19 protein-coding genes and 1 pseudogene are annotated in these 23308 nt (G+C 71.2%); 17 read left to right on the top strand and 3 right to left on the bottom strand.

What is annotated here, in order from left to right:
- Window positions 1–57 precede the first annotated feature (57 nt).
- From ACGFNI_RS25445 to ACGFNI_RS25405, 9 genes are all read left to right on the top strand, one after another.
- Complete coding sequence (locus ACGFNI_RS25445) at window positions 58–651, top strand: PaaI family thioesterase (protein ID WP_393686954.1); 594 nt, start codon at window positions 58–60, stop codon at window positions 649–651.
- On the top strand, window positions 648–1169 hold the full coding sequence (gene dut / locus ACGFNI_RS25440) for a dUTP diphosphatase (RefSeq protein WP_393686953.1): 522 nt from the start codon (window positions 648–650) through the stop codon (window positions 1167–1169). Before ACGFNI_RS25445 ends, dut begins: the two co-directional genes overlap by 4 nt.
- 1 nt (window position 1170) lies before the next feature.
- On the top strand, window positions 1171–1944 hold the full coding sequence (locus ACGFNI_RS25435) for a DUF3710 domain-containing protein (protein ID WP_393686952.1): 774 nt from the start codon (window positions 1171–1173) through the stop codon (window positions 1942–1944).
- Window positions 1945–2391: 447 nt separating this feature from the next.
- On the top strand, window positions 2392–2481 hold the full coding sequence (gene kdpF, locus ACGFNI_RS25430) for a K(+)-transporting ATPase subunit F (protein WP_018543380.1): 90 nt from the start codon (window positions 2392–2394) through the stop codon (window positions 2479–2481).
- 7 nt (window positions 2482–2488) lie between these two features.
- Window positions 2489–4204: a potassium-transporting ATPase subunit KdpA gene (kdpA, locus tag ACGFNI_RS25425; RefSeq protein ID WP_393686951.1), complete on the top strand. Its 1716-nt coding sequence runs from the start codon at window positions 2489–2491 to the stop codon at window positions 4202–4204.
- Window positions 4205–4236: 32 nt separating this feature from the next.
- The gene (gene kdpB, locus ACGFNI_RS25420) at window positions 4237–6336 is read left to right on the top strand and encodes a potassium-transporting ATPase subunit KdpB (RefSeq protein ID WP_393686950.1); all 2100 of its coding nucleotides are present in this window, start codon (window positions 4237–4239) and stop codon (window positions 6334–6336) included.
- Window positions 6333–7004 (top strand): potassium-transporting ATPase subunit KdpC, encoded by a 672-nt coding sequence (kdpC, locus tag ACGFNI_RS25415; RefSeq protein ID WP_393686949.1) that lies wholly within the window; start codon window positions 6333–6335, stop codon window positions 7002–7004. The genes kdpB and kdpC overlap by 4 nt, the downstream gene beginning before the upstream one ends.
- Before the next feature lie 655 nt (window positions 7005–7659).
- On the top strand, window positions 7660–8352 hold the full coding sequence (locus ACGFNI_RS25410) for an ABC transporter ATP-binding protein (protein ID WP_393687061.1): 693 nt from the start codon (window positions 7660–7662) through the stop codon (window positions 8350–8352).
- A gap of 169 nt (window positions 8353–8521) precedes the next feature.
- The gene (locus tag ACGFNI_RS25405) at window positions 8522–9361 is read left to right on the top strand and encodes a pentapeptide repeat-containing protein (protein ID WP_393686948.1); all 840 of its coding nucleotides are present in this window, start codon (window positions 8522–8524) and stop codon (window positions 9359–9361) included.
- 87 nt (window positions 9362–9448) lie between these two features.
- Here the strand turns inward: ACGFNI_RS25405 and ACGFNI_RS25400 are convergent.
- Window positions 9449–9989, bottom strand: a pseudogene (locus ACGFNI_RS25400) (GNAT family N-acetyltransferase).
- A gap of 461 nt (window positions 9990–10450) precedes the next feature.
- On the opposite strand from ACGFNI_RS25400, the gene ACGFNI_RS25395 reads away from it, so the two are divergent.
- The 4 genes from ACGFNI_RS25395 to ACGFNI_RS25380 all read left to right on the top strand — a co-directional run bounded on the left by ACGFNI_RS25395 (window position 10451) and on the right by ACGFNI_RS25380 (window position 15191).
- Window positions 10451–13006, top strand: coding sequence for an ATP-binding protein (locus ACGFNI_RS25395; RefSeq protein WP_393686947.1), 2556 nt, complete (start codon window positions 10451–10453; stop codon window positions 13004–13006).
- Between the two features lie 112 nt (window positions 13007–13118).
- Entirely contained in the window at window positions 13119–13802 is a 684-nt protein-coding gene (locus ACGFNI_RS25390; RefSeq protein ID WP_393686946.1) for a response regulator, read from the top strand.
- Window positions 13803–13898: 96 nt separating this feature from the next.
- Entirely contained in the window at window positions 13899–14297 is a 399-nt protein-coding gene (locus tag ACGFNI_RS25385; RefSeq protein WP_393686945.1) for an OB-fold nucleic acid binding domain-containing protein, read from the top strand.
- 3 nt (window positions 14298–14300) lie between these two features.
- Window positions 14301–15191 carry a DUF3159 domain-containing protein gene (locus ACGFNI_RS25380; RefSeq protein ID WP_393686944.1) on the top strand — a complete coding sequence of 297 codons (891 nt, stop codon included), beginning with the start codon at window positions 14301–14303 and terminating at the stop codon, window positions 15189–15191.
- A 102-nt stretch (window positions 15192–15293) separates the two neighbouring features.
- Here the strand turns inward: ACGFNI_RS25380 and ACGFNI_RS25375 are convergent, their stop codons facing one another.
- Both ACGFNI_RS25375 and ACGFNI_RS25370 read right to left on the bottom strand, forming a co-directional pair.
- The gene (locus ACGFNI_RS25375) at window positions 15294–15965 is read right to left on the bottom strand and encodes a potassium channel family protein (protein ID WP_393686943.1); all 672 of its coding nucleotides are present in this window, start codon (window positions 15963–15965) and stop codon (window positions 15294–15296) included.
- Window positions 15962–16630, bottom strand: coding sequence for a potassium channel family protein (locus ACGFNI_RS25370; RefSeq protein ID WP_393687060.1), 669 nt, complete (start codon window positions 16628–16630; stop codon window positions 15962–15964). Before ACGFNI_RS25370 ends, ACGFNI_RS25375 begins: the two co-directional genes overlap by 4 nt.
- Window positions 16631–17053: 423 nt before the next feature.
- Between ACGFNI_RS25370 and ACGFNI_RS25365 the strand changes: the two genes are divergently transcribed.
- From ACGFNI_RS25365 to ACGFNI_RS25350, 4 genes are all read left to right on the top strand, one after another.
- A complete protein-coding gene (locus tag ACGFNI_RS25365; RefSeq protein WP_393687059.1) occupies window positions 17054–19015 on the top strand; it encodes an NAD-binding protein in 1962 nt (653 codons plus the stop codon).
- A 143-nt stretch (window positions 19016–19158) separates the two neighbouring features.
- Window positions 19159–20283 carry a PucR family transcriptional regulator gene (locus ACGFNI_RS25360; protein ID WP_393686942.1) on the top strand — a complete coding sequence of 375 codons (1125 nt, stop codon included), beginning with the start codon at window positions 19159–19161 and terminating at the stop codon, window positions 20281–20283.
- Between the two features lie 186 nt (window positions 20284–20469).
- The gene (locus ACGFNI_RS25355; protein WP_393686941.1) at window positions 20470–21066 is read left to right on the top strand and encodes a hypothetical protein; all 597 of its coding nucleotides are present in this window, start codon (window positions 20470–20472) and stop codon (window positions 21064–21066) included.
- Between the two features lie 105 nt (window positions 21067–21171).
- Window positions 21172–23283: a flotillin family protein gene (locus tag ACGFNI_RS25350; protein WP_393686940.1), complete on the top strand. Its 2112-nt coding sequence runs from the start codon at window positions 21172–21174 to the stop codon at window positions 23281–23283.
- Window positions 23284–23308: the final 25 nt, after the last annotated feature.

The following is a 23308-nucleotide window of genomic DNA, read 5'->3' as shown; positions in this document are numbered from 1 at the left end:
GCACCAGCTTGGCACGGCGGCACGGGCCCCTGACGCGCGCGGGTAGGGTCTGCACTCGTGAGTGGAACTGACGAACCCAGGACGCGGCTGACGCCACCCGAGGACGCCGTCGCCCCGGTCCGGCACCCCGAGGCGCCGGCGCCCGGAGAACTTCTCGGCGCGCACTACGACCGCTGCTTCGGCTGCGGCACAGGACAGCCGCACGGCCTGCACCTGGAGGCACGGGCCGGCGAGGACGTGAGCGTCCGCGCCGAATTCACGGTCAGGGAAGCCCACCAGGGCGCCCCCGGCCTCGCGCACGGCGGCGTACTGGCCACCGCGCTCGACGAGACGCTGGGCGCGCTGAACTGGCTGCTGCGGGTGATCGCGGTGACCGGCAGGCTGGAGACCGACTTTCTGCGCCCGGTGCCGCTCGGCACCGTGCTGTACCTGGACGCACGGGTCACCGCGGTGCACGGCCGGAAGATCTACTCGACCGCCGTCGGCCGGATAGGCGGCCCCGACGGACCGGCCGCGGTGCGGGCCGACGCCGTCTTCATCGAGGTGAAGGTCGACCACTTCATCGACAATGGCAGGACCGAGGAGATCCAGGCGGCGATGGCCGACCCGGACCAGGTCAAGCGCGCACGTGCCTTCGAGGTGAACCCGTGAGCCAGGGACGCAATCCCGTCGACGTACTGCTGCGACGGCTCGACCCCGACGTACCCGTCCCCTCGTACGGGCATCCCGGCGACGCCGGCGTCGATCTGGTGACCTGTGAGGCCGCCGAACTCGCGCCGGGTGAGCGCACGGTGCTGCCCACCGGTGTGTCGATCGCGCTGCCCGACGGCTACGCCGCCTTCGTGCACCCGCGTTCCGGCCTCGCCGCCCGCTGCGGACTGGCGTTGGTGAATGCCCCTGGGACGGTGGATGCCGGGTACCGTGGGGAGATCAAGGTGATCGTGGTCAATCTGGATCCGCGCGAGAGCGTGCGGTTCGAGAGGTTCGACCGGATCGCCCAATTGGTCGTCCAGCAGGTCGAGAAGGTGCGCTTCCACGAGGTGGCGGAACTTCCCGGCTCGGCGCGGGCCGAGGGGGGATTCGGATCCACCGGCGGCCATGCGGCGGTGGGCGGCTCCACGGGCGGGAATGGCTACGCATCGGTCGGTGCCGACCGGGAAGGACAGTGACGTGTTCGGACGTCGCAAGAAGAACGAGGCTGCGCACGAGCCGGCGGAGGACACGGAGCTCGCCGACGGGACGGCGGTGAGCGACGAGGCCGACGGGGAGGACGCGGCTGACGACCAGCGGCTCGCCCTGCCGCCCGCGCCGCGTCCCGACGGGCCCTGGGACGTGTCGGAGGTCAAGGACCCCGCCGAGGGCCGCGTCGACCTCGGCGGCCTGTTCGTGCCCGGCGTCGAGGGCATGGAGCTGCGGGTGGAGGTCGCCGGTGACGCGATCGTCGCCGCGACGGTGGTGCTGCAGGACAGCGCCGTGCAGCTCCAGGCGTTCGCCGCCCCCAAGAACGAGGGGATCTGGGGCGAGGTCCGCGAGGAGATCGCCTCCGGCATCACCCAGCAGGGCGGCGTCATCGACGAGGTCGAGGGCCCCCTCGGGTGGGAACTGCGCGCCCAGGTGCCCGTACAGCTCCCGGACGGGACGAACGGCGTGCAGGTCGTGCGCTTCGTCGGCGTCGACGGGCCGCGGTGGTTCCTGCGCGGCGTCATCTCCGGGCAGGGCGCGGTGCAGCCGCAGGCCGCCGGGGTACTGGAGCACATCTTCCTGGACACCGTCGTGATCCGCGGTGACGCCCCGATGGCGCCGCGTGACCCGATCGTCCTGAAGCTGCCGGACGACGCGCAGATGGTGCCCGACGGCGTGCAGCAGGAGCCGGCCGAAGGGTCGCGCTTCGGCGGCGGCGTCGAGCGCCTGGAGCGCGGACCGGAGACCACCGAGATCCGCTGAACCAGGGCCGCCGAGCGGGACCTGCCGGCCGGCGCGTGGCGCCGCGGGTTCCGATGGCGGGCCGTATCGCACCACGGTCACAGGGGCCGTACTCCCCACGCGGGGGTACGGCCCCTGTTGCTGTTCACGCCTGTTCGTGTCGGCTGGAATTCCCCCTGTGACGACGGCCCGTGCGCCGCCCGCGTGCCGCCGTGAGCCCCTTGTGCGCAGGCGTCCGCGACGGTGTCGGCGCAGGTGGGAGCGGGGGCGTAGGGAAACCGTCAAGGGAACGCCGACCGCCGTATGGGAGGCGTCAACGATGGTCGTGCGCCGACGTCACGGGGGTTTGCTCTAAGGGTCCGAATCCCGCCGTTCCTAGGAGCAAGCGATGGCCGACGTGGCCTTCGTCGTCGTCACGATCGCGGTCTTCGCGTTGGTGGCTCTCGTCGCCAAGGGGGTGACGAAGCTGTGACCGTGGAGAACATTGTCGGCCTTGTCGTGGCCGTCGCCCTGCTCGGCTATCTGGTTCTCGCCCTCGTTTTCCCGGAGAGGTTCTGAGCACCGTATGAGCCCCGTTCTTGCCGGCGTGCTTCAGCTGACAGCGCTCATCGCGGCGTTGGCCCTGGCGTACCGCCCTCTCGGCGACCACATGGCCGCCGTCTACAGCTCCCCGAAACACCTGCGCGTCGAGAAGGTGATCTACCGCTGCATAGGCGCCGACCCGAACGCCGGGATGCGCTGGCCCGCCTACCTGCGGTCGGTGCTGGCGTTCTCCGCGGCGGGACTGCTCTTCCTCTACCTGCTCCAGCGCCTCCAGGGCGTCCTGCCGCTGTCACTCGGCTTCTCGTCGATCAGCCCGGACCAGGCGTTCAACACCGCGGCGTCCTTCGTCGCGAACACCAACTGGCAGTCCTACAGCGGCGAACAGGCCATGGGCCACGTCGTGCAGACCGCCGGCCTCGCGGTGCAGAACTTCGTATCGGCCGCCACCGGGATGGCCGTCGCCGTCGCCCTGATCCGCGGCTTCGCCGGAGTCCGGGCGCGCGTCCGGGGCGGCGCAGCGGACGCCGACGGACGCACCGGTGACCTCGGCAACTTCTGGACCGACCTGGTGCGCGGCGTCACCCGCGTGCTCATACCGATCGCCGTCGTCGGCGCGATCGTGCTCGTCGCGTGCGGCGCCATCCAGAACTTCTCCGGCATCCACGGGCTCGGACAGTTCATGGGCGGCACCCAGCAGACCAACGGCGGCGCGGTGGCCTCCCAGGAAGTCATCAAGGAACTCGGCACCAACGGCGGCGGCTACTTCAACGCCAACTCCGCCCACCCGTTCGAGAACCCCAACGGCTTCACCAACCTCTTCGAGGTCTTCCTGATCCTCGTCATCCCCTTCTCGCTGACCCGCACCTTCGGCCGGCTCATCGGGAACCTCCGGCAGGGCTACGCCATCCTTGCCGCGATGGGCATCATCTGGCTCGGCTTCACCGCGCTGATGATGTGGACCGAGTTCGCGCACGGCGGCCCGGCCCTTCAGGCCGCGGGCGCAGCCATGGAAGGCAAGGAGAACCGCTTCGGCGTCGGCGGCTCGGCGATCTTCTCGGTCGCCACCACTCTCACGTCCACCGGAGCCGTCGACTCCTTCCACTCCTCGTTCACCGCGTTCGGCGGCGGCATCCAACTGCTCGGCATGATGCTCGGTGAAATCGCCCCCGGCGGCGTCGGATCCGGCCTCTACGGCATGCTCATCATGGCGATCATCGCGGTGTTCATCGCCGGCCTGATGGTCGGCAGGACACCCGAGTACCTCGGCAAGAAGATCGGCACCCGCGAAATCAAACTCGCCGCGTGCTACCTCCTGGTCACCCCCACCCTGGTACTCGGCTTCACCGCCGCTTCGATGGTGCTGCCCGACGCCCTGGGCTCGATCCTCAACACCAAGGCGCTGGGCGCAGGACCGCACGGATTCTCCGAAGTCCTCTACGCGTTCACCTCCGGAGCCAACAACAACGGCTCCGCGTTCGCCGGACTCAACGCCAACACCCCCTGGTACAACACCACGATCGGCCTCGCCATGCTGCTCGGCCGCTTCCTGCCGATGGTGTTCGTCCTGGCACTCGCCGGCTCGCTCGCCGGGCAGCGGCCCGTCCCCGAGACCGCCGGCACCCTCCGTACCGAGAAGCCGCTCTTCGCGGGGCTGCTCGTCGGCACGATCTTGATCATCAGCGGTCTGACCTACTTCCCCGCGCTGGCCCTCGGGCCGCTCGCCGAGGGGCTGTCATGACCGCACCCGTGAAACCGGAGGAGCCCGGCTCCATGTCCACCGCAACCCCGACCCGCGCCCCGCACCAGGACGTCTCCGGCGGAAACCGGCCAGGCGGCGGCCCTGTGGGCGGCGGCCTGTTCGACCCCCGACAGCTCATCGCCTCCCTCCCGGACGCGCTGCGCAAGCTCGACCCGCGCGTGATGGTCAGCTCGCCGGTGATGTTCGTCGTCGAGGTCGGTGCCCTGCTGACCACCGTCTTCGCCTGCCTGGCGCCCTCGGACGGCTTCGGCTGGGCCATCGCCGCCTGGCTCTGGCTCACCGTGATCTTCGCGAACCTCGCCGAAGCGGTGGCCGAAGGACGCGGCAAGGCGCAGGCCGACACCCTGCGCAAGGCCAAGACCGACACCGTGGCGCGCCGGCTCAACGGCACGACGGAGGAATCGGTGCCCGGCACCGACCTGCGCATCGGTGACCTCGTGGTCTGCGAGGCAGGCGACATCATCCCCGGCGACGGAGACGTCGTCGAAGGCGTCGCATCCGTCGACGAATCCGCCATCACGGGCGAGTCCGCGCCGGTCATCCGCGAATCCGGCGGCGACCGCTCCGCGGTGACCGGCGGCACGAAGGTGCTGTCCGACCGGGTCGTCGTCAAGATCACGACGAAGCCGGGCGAGACCTTCATCGACCGGATGATCAACCTCGTCGAGGGCGCCGCACGGCAGAAGACCCCCAACGAGATCGCGCTGAACATCCTTCTCGCGTCCCTCACCATCATCTTCCTGCTCGCGGTCGTCACCCTGCAGCCGTTCGCCGTCTACGCGGGCGCACGGCAGTCGATGACCGTGCTGCTGGCCCTGCTGGTGTGCCTCATCCCGACGACGATCGGTGCGCTGCTGTCGGCCATCGGCATCGCGGGCATGGACCGCCTCGTGCAGCGCAACGTGCTGGCGATGTCGGGCCGGGCCGTCGAAGCAGCGGGAGACATATCGACATTGCTGCTCGACAAGACCGGCACCATCACCCTCGGCAACCGTCAGGCCGCCGAATTCGTCCCCGTACGCGGAGCGACAGCCGCCGAAGTCGCGGACGCCGCCCAACTCTCCTCACTCGCCGACGAGACACCCGAAGGACGCTCGGTCGTCGTCCTCGCCAAAGAGGCATACGGTCTGCGCGAGCGACACCAGGGCGAGCTGGTGGACGCCGAGTGGGTGCCGTTCACCGCACAGACCCGGATGTCCGGAGTGGACGTGGACGGCCGCAAGGTCCGCAAGGGCGCGAGCGGTTCGGTCATCGCCTGGGTCCGCGAACGCGGCGGCACCGTCGCCGAGGACGCCGCCCAACTCACCGACACCATCTCGCAGGCCGGCGGCACACCGCTGCTGGTCGCCATGGAGGACGAGAACGGCGCACGGCTGCTGGGCGTCATCCACCTCAAGGACGTCGTCAAGGAGGGCATGCGCGAACGGTTCGACGCTCTGCGCTCCATGGGCATCAAGACCGTCATGATCACCGGCGACAACCCGCTGACGGCCAAGGCCATCGCCGAAGAGGCGGGTGTCGACGACTTCCTCGCGGAAGCCACACCCGAGGACAAGATGGCGCTCATCAAGCGGGAACAGTCCGGCGGCAAGCTCGTCGCGATGACCGGCGACGGCACCAACGACGCGCCCGCACTCGCCCAGGCGGACGTCGGCGTGGCCATGAACACCGGCACCTCGGCCGCCAAGGAGGCCGGGAACATGGTGGACCTGGACTCCAACCCGACCAAGCTCATCGAGATCGTCGAGATCGGCAAGCAACTCCTCATCACCCGGGGCGCGCTGACGACCTTCTCCATCGCCAACGACGTCGCGAAGTACTTCGCGATCATCCCGGCGATGTTCGCCGCGGCCTACCCGGGCCTGGACACCCTCAACATCATGCGGCTGTCAGGACCGCACTCCGCGATCCTCTCCGCGATCATCTTCAACGCCCTGATCATCATCGCCCTGGTGCCACTGGCCCTCAAGGGAGTGCGATACCGCCCGGTCAGCGCCGACCGGATGCTCCGCCGCAACCTGGCCGTCTACGGACTCGGCGGCCTCATCGCACCGTTCCTCGGCATCAAGGCCATCGACCTGCTGCTGTCCCTCATCCCCGGAATCGGGTGACCGTCGTGAACAACTCCGTACGCAGCACCGCACGGTTGGCAGCCGCGGGCCTGCGCGCCCTCCTCGTCCTGACCGTCATCTGCGGGGTGCTCTACCCCCTGGCCGTCACCGGCGTCGCCCAGGCCGCGTTCTCCGAAAAGGCCAACGGATCCGAGGTGCGCTCCGAGGGCAAGGTCGTCGGCTCGTCACTGCTCGGCCAGCGCTACGACAAGGGCCACGACAAGCACGGCAACCCGGTCCCGGACCTCAAGTTCTTCCAGCCGCGCCCCTCAGCAGGGCTGGGCAGCAACAAGGACAACGGCGTCAACACCCGCTACGACCTCCAGGTCTCCGGCGCCACGAACCAGGCCGCCGGCAACACCGAACTGGTCAAGGCGGTCAAGGAACGCAAGCACTGGGTCTCCGTGACCTACGGAGTGCCGGAGGCGAAGGTTCCGGCGGACGCCGTGACGTCCTCCGGATCCGGCCTCGACCCGGACATCTCCCCGGCGTACGCACAGTTGCAGGTGGACCGTGTCGCCAAGGAAAACCACCTCGACGACGCGGCGGTGCGCCGGCTGGTGGCCGACCACACCACGGGACGCGTCCTGGGCTTCATGGGAGAACCGCGCGTCAACGTCCTGGAGTTGAACACCGCGCTGAGGGAGATGGCGCACCAGAAGGGATGACCGGTTCGGCCGGTGCACACCATGGCACGTCGGCTGCGGGGGCAGCCGACTGTCGCCTCCGTGCGGTGAAGCGAACTGCGTTGGAGGGTGAGGGGTGACTTCCCTTGTTGAAAGTTGACGTCGAGGGTTGACGCTGCGGTGGCTTGCGCTTGTGTGCGCTGGCCACCGCAGGCGTTTGGGGCAGGGCTCTGCTGTTACGCCTTTGTTGGTGCTCGTGCGGTGCTCGTGCGGTGCTCCCGTGGTGCTCTCCGGGAGGCGTCTCTGGTCGGCGGTGCGTTCTCGGCCCGCGCTGAGGTGGCTGATCCGGGGGAAAACGATCGGGATTCAGGAGTTATCCACAGGCGTTGCCTGCCGGATCGCGTCGTACGCATACTGACGCAACCAGCAGACGACGCACGGCGATCCGGGACCGCGGGCGACCATCACGGACACCGCCGGAGTGGTTGACGGCTGGTGGCAGGGGAGGGGAGAGCGGCGCGAGCAGGCCGCCGCGCCGGCAGCTGAGGAAAGCGGGGGAGCGGGGATGACGGACGAGAGCAGCGGTAGGGGTGGCGGGCGGCGGGACGGTGGCACCGCCGGGGAGGGGAAGCGCGACGTGGCGGTGGGCTCGGTGGGGGCGGTGTTGGAGGAAGAGGAAGCGGCGGTGTCCGGGCCCATGGTCGTCGTTGAGGATGTGCACCGCAGCTATGGGGGCGCCGCCGGAGCTGTCCATGCCCTGCGTGGTGTCAACTGCCGCGTTCCGAGGGGGGAACTCGTCGCCCTGCGGGGCAGATCGGGCTCCGGAAAGACCACACTCCTCAACCTCGTCGGCGGCCTGGACACCCCCGATTCCGGACGGATCACGGTCGACGGGACGTGCCTGGCGGACCTCGACGAGAGCGGTGTCCTGGAGATGCGGCGCGACCGCATCGGATTCGTCTTCCAGTCCTTCGGGTTGATACCGATCCTCAGCGCCGCCGAGAACGTCGGGGTGCCCCTGCGGCTGAACAAAGTGGCGCCGCGCGAGCGGGAGGAACGCGTCGCCCTGCTGCTCTCGCTGGTCGGGCTCGCCGATCACACGGAACAGCGGCCCGGTGAACTGTCCGGCGGGCAGCAGCAACGCGTCGCCATCGCCCGTGCTCTCGCCAACCGCCCCGCCCTGCTCATAGCGGACGAGCCCACCGGACAGCTGGACGCCGAGACGGGACGCGAGGTGATGGAACTGCTGCGCGCGGTCGTCCGCAGCGAGGGCGTCACGGCGCTGGTCGCCACCCATGACCCCCACCTCATCGTTCTCGCCGACCGTGTCCTGGAACTGAGCGATGGCGTGATCACGGAAGAGGTGGAAGAGGCGGAAGAGATGGGTTGATCACGGGGGAGGGAGGAGGGGTGTGGGGAGGGGGAGCGGAGGGTGAGGGGGTGGGGGAGGGAGGGGGCGGGGCCCCGTGGCCCGTAGCCGTGATGGATATCGGGGAGAATAGGGCGTTCCCAGCGCGCTATACGGCGGCGCTCGTTTTTGTGGCAGGAGATGGCACGCGGTGTCCGAGAAGTGTGAAGCCCCCGTGTCCGGTGGGGGCCGCAGTGAGGTGCAGGCGGACTGCGCGAACTGTTTCGGGCTGTGCTGTGTCGCGCTGCCCTTCGCGGCCTCGTCCGGCTTCGCCGTGGACAAGCCGGCGGGCACGCCGTGCGGAAATCTGCAGACCGACTTCCGTTGCGGCATCCACAGCAGCCTCCGCGAGCGGGGCTTCTCCGGCTGCACGGTCTTCGACTGTTTCGGCGCGGGACAGAAGGTCTCGCAGACGACGTACGGGGGTCAGGACTGGCGGCAGGCGCCGCACACCGCCCGCCAGATGTTCGACGTCTTTCCCGTGATGCGGCAACTCCACGAACTGCTCTGGTACTTGACCGAGTCGCTGGCGCTGCCGCAGGCCCGTACGCTCCACGGTGAGCTGCGGCGGGCGTTCGACGGCATCGATGCCCTCACCCGCAGCAGCGCCGAGACGCTCATCGGGACGGACGTGGCGGAGATCCGTCACGAGATCAGCGGGCTGCTGCTGCGGGTCAGCGAGCTGGTGCGGGCCGGGGTGCCGGGGCGTAAGAAGAACCACCGGGGTGCCGACCTGATGGGGGCCAGGCTGCGGGGCGCGGCGTTGCGGGGGGCCAATCTCCGGGGCGCGTATCTGATCGCGGCCGACCTCAAGGGCGCCGATCTGCGGTCGGCGGATCTCATCGGGGTGGACTTCCGGGACGCCGACCTCAGCGGCGCCGACCTCACCGGTTGCCTCTTCCTGACCCAGTCGCAGCTCAACGCAGCCAAGGGGGACGCGGTGACGAAGCTGCCGTCGGGGCTGAGCCGCCCCGGGCACTGGTCGCGGTGACGGTGCGGTGAGCCGCTGCGGCTGCCACGGACCGCGGCCCGCCGCGCGGTAACGGGGCGCGGGGAAGCGGGGGCGCCGAGGTGGCCGTCACCAGACGTCGCCGTCGCGCCAGTCGTAGGTCAGGCGGGTGTCGAGGTCGGGCGGGACGGCGGTCGGCAGGACGTAGAGGCTGCCGTCCTCGTCGGGGGTGGGGCGGATGCCGTCCGGCGTGAAGGTGGTGGACGGGCCGCGCCACAGTTGCCAGCCGCGGGCGGCGTAGAAGGCGGTGGCTTCGTCGGACGCGCAGCGGGCTCCCAGGTCGTAGCCGCCGCGTACCACTCGTTCCAGGGCTGCCATCAGGGCCGCGCCGTGGCCCCGTCCGCGCCGGTCCGCGCGGACGCCGACGCCCTCCACGTAGCCGCAGCGCGGGGCCCGGCCGTCGTGCAGCAGCCGGCGTTGGACGACGGAGGCGTGTCCGATCAGCTCGCCGTTCTCGTGGATCCTCGCCGTTCTCGTGGATCAGGGCGTGCAGGCCGCCGCAGGCGTGTTCCCAGTCGTCGGCGGTCATGGTGTCGAAGACGTCGTGGAGGAGGGCGCGTGCGGTGCGGAGGGTGGCCGCGTCGAGGTTGGCGGTGTGGGCGATGCGCAGGGTGGCCGTGTTGCCGGGAGACGTGGGGCAGCCGGTGGCCTGCGGACCGACCTGCGGGGATGCCGCTGCTGCGCTCCTCCCCGTCTCCCGCACTTCGACGCCATCCTGAGCGCCCTCGCTCACGGCGGTTCCCTCCGGCTTCATGGTTCTCCCGTCCGTAGCGGCCGGTCGTCGCCGTCGCCTCCGTGGCTGTCCCGACGGCCTGGCGGCGCCCATCGTCCCAGCTCCCCACCCCACCAGGTAGGGCCGCTTCCCACGGACGTGCCCGGTGCGGAGCGGAGCTTCGGCGGCCCCCGGGGCAGCGATGCGTCGCGCTCTCCGTCAAGGGCGCGTCACACATCAGGGTCGCGTCAAAACCCGTCCCCGCCCCGGCCTCCTGGGCGTTTGTCCGCTCCGGGGATAGGTACTGTCGGATCAGGTCCAGCCCGGTGGGGGCGGCCTTCACGTAAGACAATGAGGCCATGGCACGCGGCAAGCTACGGATATATCTCGGCGCGGCACCTGGCGTCGGCAAGACGTACGCGATGCTGTCGGAGGCGCACCGCCGCGTGGAGCGGGGGACGGACCTCGTGGTGGCGTTCGTCGAGCACCACGGCAGGCCGCGTACGGAAGTGATGCTGCACGGGCTTGAGCAGGTGCGGCGCCGTGAGATGGAGTACCGGGGCGCGACGTTCACCGAGATGGACGTCGACGCGGTTCTGGAGCGCAGGCCGGCCGTCGCTCTCGTCGACGAGCTGGCGCACACCAACGTTCCCGGTTCGCGCAACGGCAAGCGGTGGCAGGACATCGAGGAGCTGCTGGAAGCCGGCATCGATGTGATTTCCACGGTCAACATCCAGCATCTGGAGTCGCTGGGGGACGTGGTCGAGGCGATAACCGGCGTCCGGCAGCAGGAGACCGTTCCGGATGAGGTGGTGCGGCGGGCCGGGCAGCTCGAACTGGTCGACATGTCGCCACAGGCGCTGCGTCGCCGGATGGCGCACGGCAACATCTACCAGCCCGACAAGGTGGATGCCGCGCTGTCGAACTACTTTCGCCCGGGGAATCTCACGGCGCTGCGCGAGCTGGCGCTGCTGTGGGTCGCCGACCGGGTGGACGAATATCTTCAGCAGTACCGCGCCGAGCATTCCATCCGTTCGACCTGGCAGGCGCGCGAGCGGATAGTGGTCGGGCTGACGGGTGGCCCGGAGGGCCGTACCCTCATCCGTCGTGCCGCGCGGATGGCGGCCAAGGGCTCGGGCAGCGAGGTGCTCGCCGTGTACATAGCGCGCAGCGACGGGCTGACGTCCGCCTCGCCCAAGGAACTGGCCGTCCAGCGGACTCTGGTGGAGGACCTGGGCGGGACGTTTCACCACGTCATCGGGGATGACATACCGGCCGCGTTGCTGGAGTTCGCGCGGGGGGTGAACGCCACTCAGATCGTGCTGGGTTCCAGCCGCCGCAAGGCGTGGCAGTACGTGTTCGGTCCGGGGGTCGGTGCCACGGTCGCCCGGGAGTCGGGTCCTGATCTGGACGTGCACATCGTCACGCACGACGAGGTCGCCAAGGGGCGTGGGCTGCCGGTCGCGCGCGGTGCCCGGCTCGGCCGGGCACGGATCATCGCCGGCTGGCTGGTGGGGGTGGTCGCTCCGATGCTGCTGTCGCTGCTGCTTGCCAGTGTCGAGGAGGGGCCGGGGCTGGCCAATGACGTGCTGCTGTACCTGTTCCTGACGGTGGTCGCGGCGCTGCTCGGCGGGCAGTTGCCCGCGCTGGCGTCGGCGGCCGTCGGGTCGTTGCTGCTGAACTTCTACTTCACGCCGCCGACGCACACCCTCACGGTCAGCGATCCGGAGAATCTCGTCGCCATCGTGATCTTCTTCGCGGTGGCGGTCTCGGTCGCTTCGGTCGTGGACCTGGCGGCTCGCCGTACGCACCAGGCGGCCCGGCTGCGGGCCGAGTCGGAGATCCTGTCGTTCCTGGCGGGCAGTGTGCTGCGGGGCGAGACGAGTCTGGACGCGCTGCTGGAGCGGGTGCGGGAGACGTTCGCGATGGACGCGGTGGCGCTGCTGGAGCGGCAGAGCGATGTGGATCCGTGGACCTGCGCGGGCCGGGTGGGGGAGACGCCGGACGACAGGGCGCTGCTGCGGCCCGAGGACGCGGATGTCGACATGCCGGTCGGTGACCACATGGCGCTGGCGTTGAGCGGGCGGGTGCTGCCGGCCGAGGACCGCAGGGTGCTGGCGGCGTTCGCCGCGCAGGCCGCCGTGGTCCTGGACCGGCAGCGGCTGGTGGGGGAGGCGGCGCAGGCCAGGGAGCTGGCGGAGGGCAACCGGATCAGGACGGCGCTGCTGGCCGCGGTCAGTCACGATCTGCGGACGCCGCTCGCCGGTATCAAGGCGTCGGTCACGTCGCTGCGCTCCGATGACGTCGCCTGGTCGCCGGAGGACGAGGCGGAGCTGCTGGCCGGTATCGAGGCGGGCGCCGACCGGCTCGATCACCTGGTCGGCAACCTCTTGGACATGTCGCGGCTGCAGACCGGCACGGTGACCCCGCTGATCCGGGAGATCGACCTCGACGAGGTGGTGCCGATGGCGCTGGGCGGGGTGCCGGAGGGCAGCGTGACGCTGGACATCCCGGAGGAGCTGCCGATCATCGCCGTCGATCCGGGGCTGCTGGAGCGTGCGGTGGCCAACTTGGTGGAGAACGCGGTGAAGTACAGCCCGGATGCCACGGGGGTGCTGGTCGCGGCGAGCGCGCTGGGGGACCGGGTGGAGGTGCGGATCGTCGACCGTGGCCCGGGTGTCCCGGATGAGGCCAAGGACCGGATTTTTGAGCCGTTCCAGCGTCATGGTGACGCGCCGCGTGGTGCGGGGGTGGGCCTGGGGCTTGCCGTGGCGCGTGGGTTCGCCGAGGCGATGGGCGGCACGCTCGTCGCGGAGGACACCCCGGGCGGCGGGATGACGATGGTGCTCACGTTGCGGGCGGCGCCGGGCCGCCCGCCGGTCAGGCCGGATCTGCCGGCGCAGGCCGTCACATGAGCCGGGAGGCGGGGCCGGCCGCCGTCTGTTGCGCCGCGGCCGTTGTGGCCGTTCCCATTCTTCGTTCCGCGGGCCGGGCCCCGTGGACACCGATACCGCGAGGAGAACTCCAGTGAACCGGGTGCTTGTGGTCGATGACGAGCCGCAGATCGTCCGCGCCCTCGTGATCAACCTGAAGGCGCGCAAGTACGAGGTCGATGCGGCTGCCGACGGGGCCAGTGCCCTGAAACTGGCTGCCGCCCGCCATCCCGACGTCGTGGTGCTCGACCTCGGACTGCCCGACATGGACGGCGTCGAGGTGATCAAGGGGCTGCGGGGCTGGACGCGGGTGCCGATTCTGGTGCTGTCCGCCCGGCAGACGTCCGACGAGAAGGTCGAGGCGCTGGACGCCGGGGCGGACGACTACGTGACCAAGCCGTTCGGCATGGATGAGCTGCTGGCCAGACTGCGGGCGGCGGTGCGAAGAGCGGAGCCGACGGGTTCCGCGGGGGCCGACGTGATCGTCGAGACGGAGGGTTTCACCGTCGATCTCGCGGCGAAGAAGGTCAACCGGGACGGCCGGGACATCCGGCTGACGCCGACCGAGTGGCACCTCCTGGAGGTGCTGGTGCGCAACGCGGGCCGCCTGGTGAGCCAGAAGCAGCTGCTCCAGGAGGTGTGGGGGCCTTCGTACGGCAAGGAGACCAACTACCTGCGGGTCTACATGGCCCAGCTCCGCCGGAAGCTGGAGAGTGACCCCTCGCATCCGCGGCACTTCGTCACGGAACCGGGTATGGGGTACCGGTTCGAGCAGTGAGGGGCGGCCGTCCGCGGGGTGCTGTGCGCCGCGGGGCCGGGTGGAGCGGGCGTCCGGGCAGTGATCGGGGGCCCGGCGCACCGGTACGCTGGAGTTATGAGTGCTGGGATCCGATCCGAGAAGCCGGCCGGCCGCTTCCGCCGGATGCTCGACAGGCTGTCGTCCTCCGAGGAGGAGCTGCAGACCGCCGAGCTGCGGGAGGATACGCAGGCGACGGGCTGCACCCGTATATGTGACTGCGACGACCGGCAGATCGTGAAGGTCACCGGCACCTTGCGGCATGTGACGCTGCGGCCACGTGCCGGTGTGCCCGCGCTGGAGGCGGAGCTGTTCGACGGCTCGGCCGCGCTCGATGTGGTGTGGCTCGGCCGCCGCTCCATCGTCGGCATAGAGCCGGGCCGCAAGCTCATCGCATCGGGCCGTCTCTCCATGAGCCACGGACGCCGGGTGCTCTTCAATCCGAAGTACGAACTCCGACCGCTCGGACAGGAGTAGCCGGTGACGTCTCACGACCGACCGACCACTGACGCTTTCGCAGAATCCCCGCCCGCCGCCGCTGCGCACACGGATTCCTCCGCAGACCCGGCCGCGGGCGCGGGCACGGCAGGAGCGGACGCCGACGGCAAGGCCGTCACCGAGGCGGCCCTGTTCGAGGCGTTCGGCGGTGTCCGGGGCATGGTGGAGACCGTGCTGCCCGGCCTGCTGTTCGTCACGATCTTCACGGTGAACAAGGACCTGCACGTCTCGGCGATCGCGGCGCTCGCGGTCTCGCTGGTGCTGGCCGCGGTGCGGCTGGTCCGCAGGGACACCATCAAGCACGCCTTCGGCGGGGTCTTCGGTGTCGCGTTCGGCGTCGTCTTCGCGATGATGACCGGCAACGCCAAGGACTTCTACCTGCCGGGCATGCTGTACACGCTGGGTCTGGCGCTGGCGTACATGGTGACGACCGTCGCGGGTGTCCCGTTGATCGGGCTGATCCTGGGCCCGGTGTTCAAGGAGAACCTGTCCTGGCGCACCCGTAATCCCGGCCGCAAGAAGGCGTATGCGAAGGCCAGCTGGGCGTGGGGGCTGATCCTGTTCGCGAAGTGCGCGATTCTCTTCCCGCTGTACTGGTGGGCGGACACCGCTCAGCTCGGCTGGGTGCTGATCGCGTTGAAGATCCCGCCGTTCCTTCTCGCCGTCTACCTGACCTGGGTGTTCCTGGCGAAGGCGCCGCCGCCGATCGACGTGTTCGCGGAGATGGAAGCGGCGGAGAAGGCGGAGCAGGAGGCGAAGGAGCGCGCGAAGCGTGGTCCGGCCGTGGACGGGCTGGTGCAGGGCGCCGCGCCCGGAGCCGCCGATGCGGGGGCCAGCGGGCCGTCGAAGGACGGGCCGCGGCACCGCCGCTGACCGCTCACCACAGTGCCGAAGGGCCCGGGAACCATGAGGTTCCCGGGCCCTTCGGCTTGCCGGGCGGGCGCTGCGCGGTGCGCGCGGGCCCGCCCGTGGCGGTCAGCTTTCCTTGCGGCGGACCGACAGGAGGTCCTCCAGCTGCTCCTCGCGTGACTGGGCCGCGACGAACAGCAGCTCGTCGCCGGCCTCCAGCGCGTCCTCGTTGTTGGGGGTGAGCACCCGCGTGCCGCGGATGATCGTCACCAGGGAGGTGTCCTCGGGCCACTCCACGTCGCCGACCCGGGTGCCGGCCAGGGCCGCCTCCGGGGGCAGCGTCAGCTCGACGAGGTTGGCGTCGCCGTGGCTGAAGCGCAGCAGCCGTACGAGGTCGCCGACGCTCACCGCCTCTTCGACCAGGGCGGACATCAGGCGCGGGGTGGAGACGGCGACGTCGACGCCCCAGGACTCGTTGAAGAGCCACTCGTTCTTCGGGTTGTTGACCCGGGCGACCACCCGCGGTACGCCGTACTCGGTCTTGGCGAGCAGTGAGACGACGAGGTTGACCTTGTCGTCGCCGGTCGCCGCGATGACGACGTTGCAGCGTTGCAGCGCCGCCTCGTCCAGCGAGGTGATCTCGCAGGCGTCGGCCAGCAGCCACTCGGCGAGCGGTACCCGCTCGACGGAGATGGCGGTCGGCGCCTTGTCGATGAGCAGGATCTCGTGCCCGTTCTCCAGCAGTTCGCCGGCGATGGACCGTCCCACCGCGCCCGCGCCCGCAATCGCGACCCTCATGCGTGGGCCTCCTCAGGTCCTTCGGCGAATGCCGCTTCGACGGTCTCGACGTCGTCGACGCGCATCATCACGTGCACCAGGTCGCCTTCCTGCAGGACCGTCCGGGAGGTCGGCAGCATCGCCTCGCCCAGCCGGGTCAGGAAGGCGACGCGGACGCCGGTCTCTTCCTGGAGCTTGCCGATGGTGTGGCCGACCCAGGAGGCGGAGGTGTGCACCTCGGCGAGCTGGACGCCGCCGCTGGGGTCGCGCCACAGGGGTTCGGCGCCGGATGGCAGCAGCCGGCGCAGCATCTGGTCCGCGGTCCAGCGGACGGTGGCGACGGTGGGGATGCCCAGGCGCTGGTAGACCTCGGCGCGGCGCGGGTCGTAGATCCGGGCCGCGACGTTCTCGACGCCGAACATCTCGCGGGCCACCCGGGCGGCGATGATGTTGGAGTTGTCGCCGCTGGAGACGGCGGCGAACGCGCCCGCCTCCTCGATGCCGGCTTCGCGCAGGGTGTCCTGGTCGAAGCCGACGCCGGTCACTCTGCGTCCGCCGAAGGAGGAGCCCAGGCGGCGGAAGGCGGTCGGGTCCTGGTCGACGACGGCGATGGTGTGGCCCTGGCTCTCCAGGGTCTGTGCGAGCGCGGAGCCGACGCGCCCGCATCCCATGATGACGATGTGCACCTTCACCTACCCCGCAGTCCTGATCGTCCCGCTGACCTGCACAAACACCCTGCTCACTCTTCTCTCTCCGGCTGCCGGGCACCAACGGGGCAACGGCGTTCGGCGTTGCCCGGGGGACGAGCTTATGCCGCATCCCCCGTGCCGCCCTCATCCGCGGGGGCGTTCCGTCTCGCGGAAGGGTGGTGTGTGCGGTCGGTGACGTGAGGGACACCCACCGAAGTGATGACGCGGGTTCCGTTTCGGGGTGTCCGGAGGGGGAGGCGGGCCGGGCCTGCGGCGGTGTGTGCGGCGGGCCGGTGCGCGAGGGGGCGGGGGCCATCCGGAGGGCCCGCCGCCGGATGCGCCGCCCGGTGATCATGAGGCAACCTACGCGGTGTGCCCAACCTGCCTCAACAATCCCACCAGCCCCCGCCACCACCGCACATGGTGGTCTGCGGCGACGACGCCCTCGCCCACCGGATCGCCGCGGAGCTGCGGGAGGTCTACCGCGAGCGGGTGACCCTGGTCCTGCCCTCGGGCCGGGAACCGCAGCGCCCGCGCGTGCTGCCCGCGCTGCCGGGACTGGGCCGGGCCACCGCCCTGCTGGGACGCGTCTCGGCGGCGATGGCCCGGACCTCGCTGCTGTCGTCCGACGGGCCGGGGGCCGACGGGGACGAGCCGCCCGAGGAAGCCGTGCGCATCCTGGAGTCGGCGGAGGCGGACGACGAGACGCTGATCGAGGCGCGGATTCCCGAAGCCGGTGCGCTGGCGCTGGTCTACGACGACGACGAGACCAACATCCACGCCGCGCTGCGCGCCCGCCGCCTCAACCCCCGCCTGCGGCTGGTGATCAGGCTCTACAACCGCAAGCTCGGCCAGCAGCTGGAAGAGCTGCTCGACCAGGCCGCTGCGGTGGCCGCTCGGGACGACCCGGAGGGCGCCGGGGCGGTGGACGCCTCCACCACCGTGCTCTCCGACGCCGACACCGTGGCGCCCGCCCTCACGGCCACCGCCGTCGCCGGGACCAGCAAGGTCATCGAGGCGGACGGGCTGCTGCTGCGCGCCGTGGAGCGTCCGCCGGGCAGGCCGGGCCGTTCGGGGCCCGCCCTGTGCACCCTCGCCCTGCTGTCCCCGTCCGCCGACGAGCCGGCGGACGAGGGCGGCGCCCACGGCGGCCTCGGTGCCGACGACGGGCCGGTGATGCTCCCCGATGACGCGACAGCCGCCGCGGCCGTCGCCTCCGGCCGCAGCCCCGTCGTCCTGGAGGCCGTCTCCTACGCCGGGCGGGAGGTGCGTCCGCGTACGCTGCGCGGTCGCGGTGCCCCGCTCGGCTCGTTCTTCTCCCGGCGGCTGCGCTTCTCGCTCGCCGGCATCGTCGGCGCGGTGCTGGCGCTCGCCGTCGCCTCCACCCTCACCACCGGCGAACCCCCGCTGCACGCCGTCTACCTCTCCCTCCTCGATCTGTTCGCCATCAACGACCCGGCGGTCGACGAGCCGCTCGCCCGCAAGGTGCTGCAACTGCTGTCCGGGCTGACGGGGCTGCTGTTGCTGCCGGTGCTGATCGCGGCGGTCCTGGAGGCGCTGGGTACGTTCCGCAGCGCCGCCGCGCTGCGCCGTCCGCCGCGCGGCCTGTCAGGGCACGTGGTGCTGCTCGGCCTCGGCAAGGTCGGTACCCGCGTGCTGGCCAGGCTGCACGAGATGGGCATCCCCGTGGTGTGCGTCGAGGCCGACCCCGAGGCGCGCGGGATCGCGCTGGCCCGCAGGCTGCGGGTGCCCACCGTCCTGGGGGACGTCACCGACGAAGGTGTCCTGGAGGCGGCCAAGATCGGGCGGGCCCGCACCCTGCTGGCCCTGACCAGCGTGGACAGCACCAACCTGGAGGCCGCCCTGTACGCCCGCTCGCTCACCCCGCGGCTGCGGGTGACGCTGCGGCTGTTCGACGACCGCTTCGCCACCGCCGTCTACCGCACCCTGCGCGCCGCCCACCCGCGTGCCCTGACCCGCAGCCGCAGCGTCACCTTCCTGGCGGCGCCCGCCTTCGCCGGCGCCATGATGGGACGTCAGATCATCGGTGCCGTCCCCGTCGAGCGCCGGGTGCTGCTGGTCGCCCGCGTCGAGGCGCGCGGGCACCCGGAGCTGGCGGGCCGCACCGTCGGCGAGGTGCTGCGTCCCGGCCGGCTGCGGGTGCTGGCCGTGGACACCTCGGCACCCGACGACCCCGGGGCCGACGACGCTCCCGCCGCCGAACAGACCGGCCAGGAGCGCGAGCCCGCGCACCTCGTGCACGAGCTGGGCGACGGATATGTGCTGCGGCCCCAGGACCGGGTGCTGCTCGCCGCCACCCGCCAGGGGCTCGGCGAACTGCTGGGCCGGCGCCCGGTCGCTGCCGGGATCCGGCAGGATTGACGGTGTCCCGGTATCCGGGATCCGGCAATCAACGGGTGAGGAGTGCGTGACGTGGTGGACAGGTGCGGGGGCGGCCGGCGGCCGGCCGGCCGGGGTGACGGGCGGCCTGCGGGCGCGGGCGCGGCAGCGTGCGGCGGGATCCGGTGAGCCGCCGTACGGCACCAGGGGCGACCGCCATATCCGCGGACTACCTCGACGGATACGGAGTTCTGCTCGGCGACGTATCGGCCACCGGACGGCCGCTGCGCAGGCCCGAACTGGAGTCGCTGCGTACCCTCGGCGAGCAGGCGGCCGAGGCCGGGCACGGGCTGCGGGAGCTGGTCGGCCTGTACCTCGGCGAGACCCGCAGGCTCTGGGGCACGCTGCCGGGTGTGGCACGCACGGCCGGCGCCGCCGAACGCGCCAGGACCGGCGACGCCCTGCTGGCCGCCGTCGACGCGGCGGTCTCCGCGCTCGGCGAGGGGCACGAGCGCGCCCAGCGGCTGGCGGTCCGTCAGGAAGAGGCCGCGCGCCGGGAGTTCGTCGACGATCTGCTCTACGGGCGCAGCGACCTGGGGCGTCTTGCCGAACGCGCGGAACGGTTCGGGCTGCGGCTCGCCCACGCCCACGCCGTCGCGGTCGCCGACGGCGACGGGCCGTTCGACGACGTGCATCCCGTGGCCCGCCGCGTCGAGCGGGAGCTGATCGGCAGGTTCGGCGACCGCGATGTGCTCATCACCACCAAGGACGGCCGGCTGATCTGCATCGCGGCCAGCGCCGAGAAGTCACTCCTGGACGCCTTCGCCACCCTCGCGCGGGCGGCGGAGAACGGGCAGCGGGGTGCCGGACGGGTCGCCATCGGACGGCCGCACTCCGGCGCGGGCGGCGTGGTGCGTTCTTACGAAGAGGCCCTGGGTGCCCTGGAGTTGGGTGAGCAGCTGGAGCTGTCGGGGCCGGTGCTGCGCGCGGCCGACCTGCTGGTCTTCCCGGTGCTGCTGCGCGACCGGGCAGCCATGGCCGACCTGGTGCGCACCGTGCTGGGGCCGCTGACGCAGGCGCGGGGCGGGGCCGGGCCGCTGCTGGAGACGCTGTCGGCGTGCGCGGCGGCCGGTTACGTCAACGCCGAGGCGGCCCGCCGGCTGTCGCTGAGCGTGCGCACCCTGTCGTACCGCCTGGACCGCATCAAGTTCCTGACCGGCTACGACCCCGCGGACGGGCTGCAGCGCTTCACGCTGGAGACCGCGGCGATGGGCGCCCGGGTGCTGGGCTGGCCCGACAAGCCGCTGTAGGCGTGCGCCCCGCGGGCCGCGGCCCGTCCCGCGCCCGGTCGCCGCGGCGCACTCCGTACGGCGATAGCAGGCCATCAAGAACGCGTAAAGATTGCCGGATTCCGGCAATGTGCCCGCGCCCCCTGTGCTGCCACGATGGATGCATCGACAGCGGCACGGTCATCGGCAGCGCTACGGGGGACGACCATGGGCGACTTTCTGCATGCTGCGCTCGCCTTTCCGGCGGCGCTCTTCAGTTTCGCGCTGGTCATCGTCGCCGGGTACTGGCTGCTGGTGCTGATCGGCGGCGCCGGCGTGCACATCCTCGACGGGGGTGAGGATGGCCACGCCGGCACCGGCGCCCAGGAGGCCGGACTTCCGGTGACGGTGACGCTGTCGCTCGGTCTGCTCATCGCCTGGCTCGTCAGCCTCGCGGGCGCCGCGCTGACCGCCGACCTTCCGCTGCGGGCCGCGTCCCTCGCGGTCGCGGTGGCCGCCGCCTGGGCCGGCACCCGCCTCGCGGCCCGCATCGCCCGCCGCGTGCTGCCGCCCGAACAGGTCGCGTCCCGCGACGACTTCATCGGCCGGATCTGCGTGATCCGCACCGGCCGGGTCGACTCCGGCTTCGGCCAGGCCGAGGTGCGCGCCGATGACGGCGCCACCGCGATCGTGCAGGTACGCACCGAAGAGACCGGCCTCGCCGCGGGCAGCAGCGCCCTCATCTTCGACTACGACGCCGACGGCGAGTTCTTCCGGGTCGCGCCCTTCGACGGCGCCCTCGACCCGCACAAACCCGTCGCCTGAGACCCCGCCCCGGCAGCTTCGCCGGGCCGCCCCGTGCGCCGCACCGCTCGCCGCGCGCCACGCTCACGCGTCGTCAACTTCCCGCACCTACACAGGGATTCACCGATGGATGCCATCACCATAGGAATCGGCGTGACCATCGCCGTCGTCGTCCTCATCGTGCTCGTGGCGGTCTTCGCCGTCACCCGCCTCTACCGCAAGGTCCACCAGGGCCAGGCGCTGATCGTGTCCAAGTACCGCAAGGTCGACGTCACCTTCACCGGCGCCGTGGTGCTGCCGGTGCTGCACAAGGCCGAGGTGATGGACATCTCGGTGAAGACCATCGAGATCGGCCGCACCGGTCACGAGGGCCTGATCTGCAAGGACAACATCCGCGCCGACATCCGGATCGCGTTCTTCGTCCGCGTCAACAAGACGAAGGAGGACGTGGTCAAGGTCGCCCAGGCGATCGGCACCGACCGCGCCAGCCACGACAGCACCCTCCAGGCGCTGTTCAACGCGAAGTTCTCCGAGGCGCTCAAGACCGTCGGCAAGCAGCTGGACTTCCAGGACCTCTACACGATGCGGGACGAGTTCCGTGACCGCATCATCGCCGTCATCGGCACCGACCTGAACGGCTACAGCCTCGAAGACGCCGCCATCGACTACCTGGAGCAGACCCCGCTGGCGCAGCTCGACGCCGCCAACATCCTCGACGCGCAGGGCATCCGCAAGATCACCGAGCTGACCGCGATCGAGCACGTCCGCACCAACGAGTACCAGCGCCACGAGGAGAAGGAGATCACCCGGCAGAACGTCGACGCCCGCGAAGCCGTACTCGAACTCCAGCGCAGGCAGGCCGACGCGGAGATCAAGCAGCACCGCGAGATCGAGATCGTCCGGGCCAGGGAAGAGGCCGAGACCGCCCGCGTCCAGGCCGAGGAGCGGCTGCGGGCCCAGGCCGCGCACCTCAAGACGGAGGAAGCGCTCGGCATCCAGAACGAGAACCGCGAGCGGGAGATCGCGGTGGCCGTCAAGAACCGGGAACGGGTCATCGCCATCGAGAACGAGCGCATCGAGAAGGACCGGCTGCTTGAGGTCATCGCCAGGGAACGCGAGACGCAGCTGACCCGCATCGCCGCCGACAAGGAAGTCGAGGCGGAGAAGCGGGAGATCGCCGACGTCATCCGGGAGCGGATCGCGGTCGAGAAGACCGTCGCCGCCCAGGAGGAGGAGATCAAGAAGCTGCGTACGGTCGAGGAGGCCGAGCGCGAGCGGCAGTCGCTGATCATCCGCGCCGAGGCCGAGGCCCAGGAACGCCTGGTCAAGGACATCAAGGCGGCCGAGGCGGCGGAGCAGGCGGCCACCCACCGCGCCGCCGAGCAGACCACGCTCGCCGAGACCCGCCACCGCACCGCCGAACTCGACGCACAGGCCAAGATCCGGCTCGCCGAAGGCATCCAGGCCGAAGCCGCCGCGGCCGGCCTCGCCGACGTCCAGGTACGCGAACGGAACGCGCAGGCCATCGAGAAGTCCGGGCTCGCCGAGGCGGAGGCGGCCGGCGCGCTTCTCAAGGCCGAGGCGGAAGGCGCCCGCCTCAAGGCGCTCGCGGACGCCGAAGGCACCAAGGCGCAGGCGCTCGCCGACGCCGTCGCCATCGGCGAGAAGCTGAAGGCGGAGGCCGAGGGGCTCACCGAAAAGGCCGCCGCGATGGCCGCGCTGGACTCGGCGAGCCGGGAGCACGAGGAGTACCGGCTGCGGCTCGCCGCCGAGAAGGACATCCGTCTCGCGGACATCGACGTCAGGCGGCAGGTCGCCGAGGCCCAGGCGACGGTGCTGGCCACCGGCCTGGAGGGGGCCCGCATCGACATCGTCGGCGGGGAGAGCGCCTTCTTCGACAAGCTCGCCGGCTCCATCGGCACCGCCAAGGGCCTGGACGCGCTGGTCGACCGCTCCGAGACGGTCCGCACACTCGCCGGGCCCTGGCTCGACAAGGAGCACTCGACGTTCACCGACGACCTGGGCGCGATACTCGGCGGCCTCGGGGCGGCAGGGCTGCGCGATCTGACCCTGGCCGGCGCGCTGGGCCGGCTGATCGCGGCCGGCGGCCCGCAGTCCGGGCCGCTCCAGGGCCTGTTGGACGCGCTGCGCGAGGGCGGCCTGGCCGACACCAGGATCGGCGACCTCGGCGCCACGCTGCCGGCCGCCCGCAACGGCAGTGCGGCGCACGCCTCGTAGCGAAGGTCCGCAGGCGCGGCGGGGG

Source organism: Streptomyces sp. NPDC048644 (genome assembly GCF_043199105.1).
In the GTDB taxonomy this organism is placed as follows: Bacteria; Actinomycetota; Actinomycetes; order Streptomycetales; family Streptomycetaceae; genus Streptomyces.
This window is presented reverse-complemented; position numbering and strand designations above follow the sequence as displayed.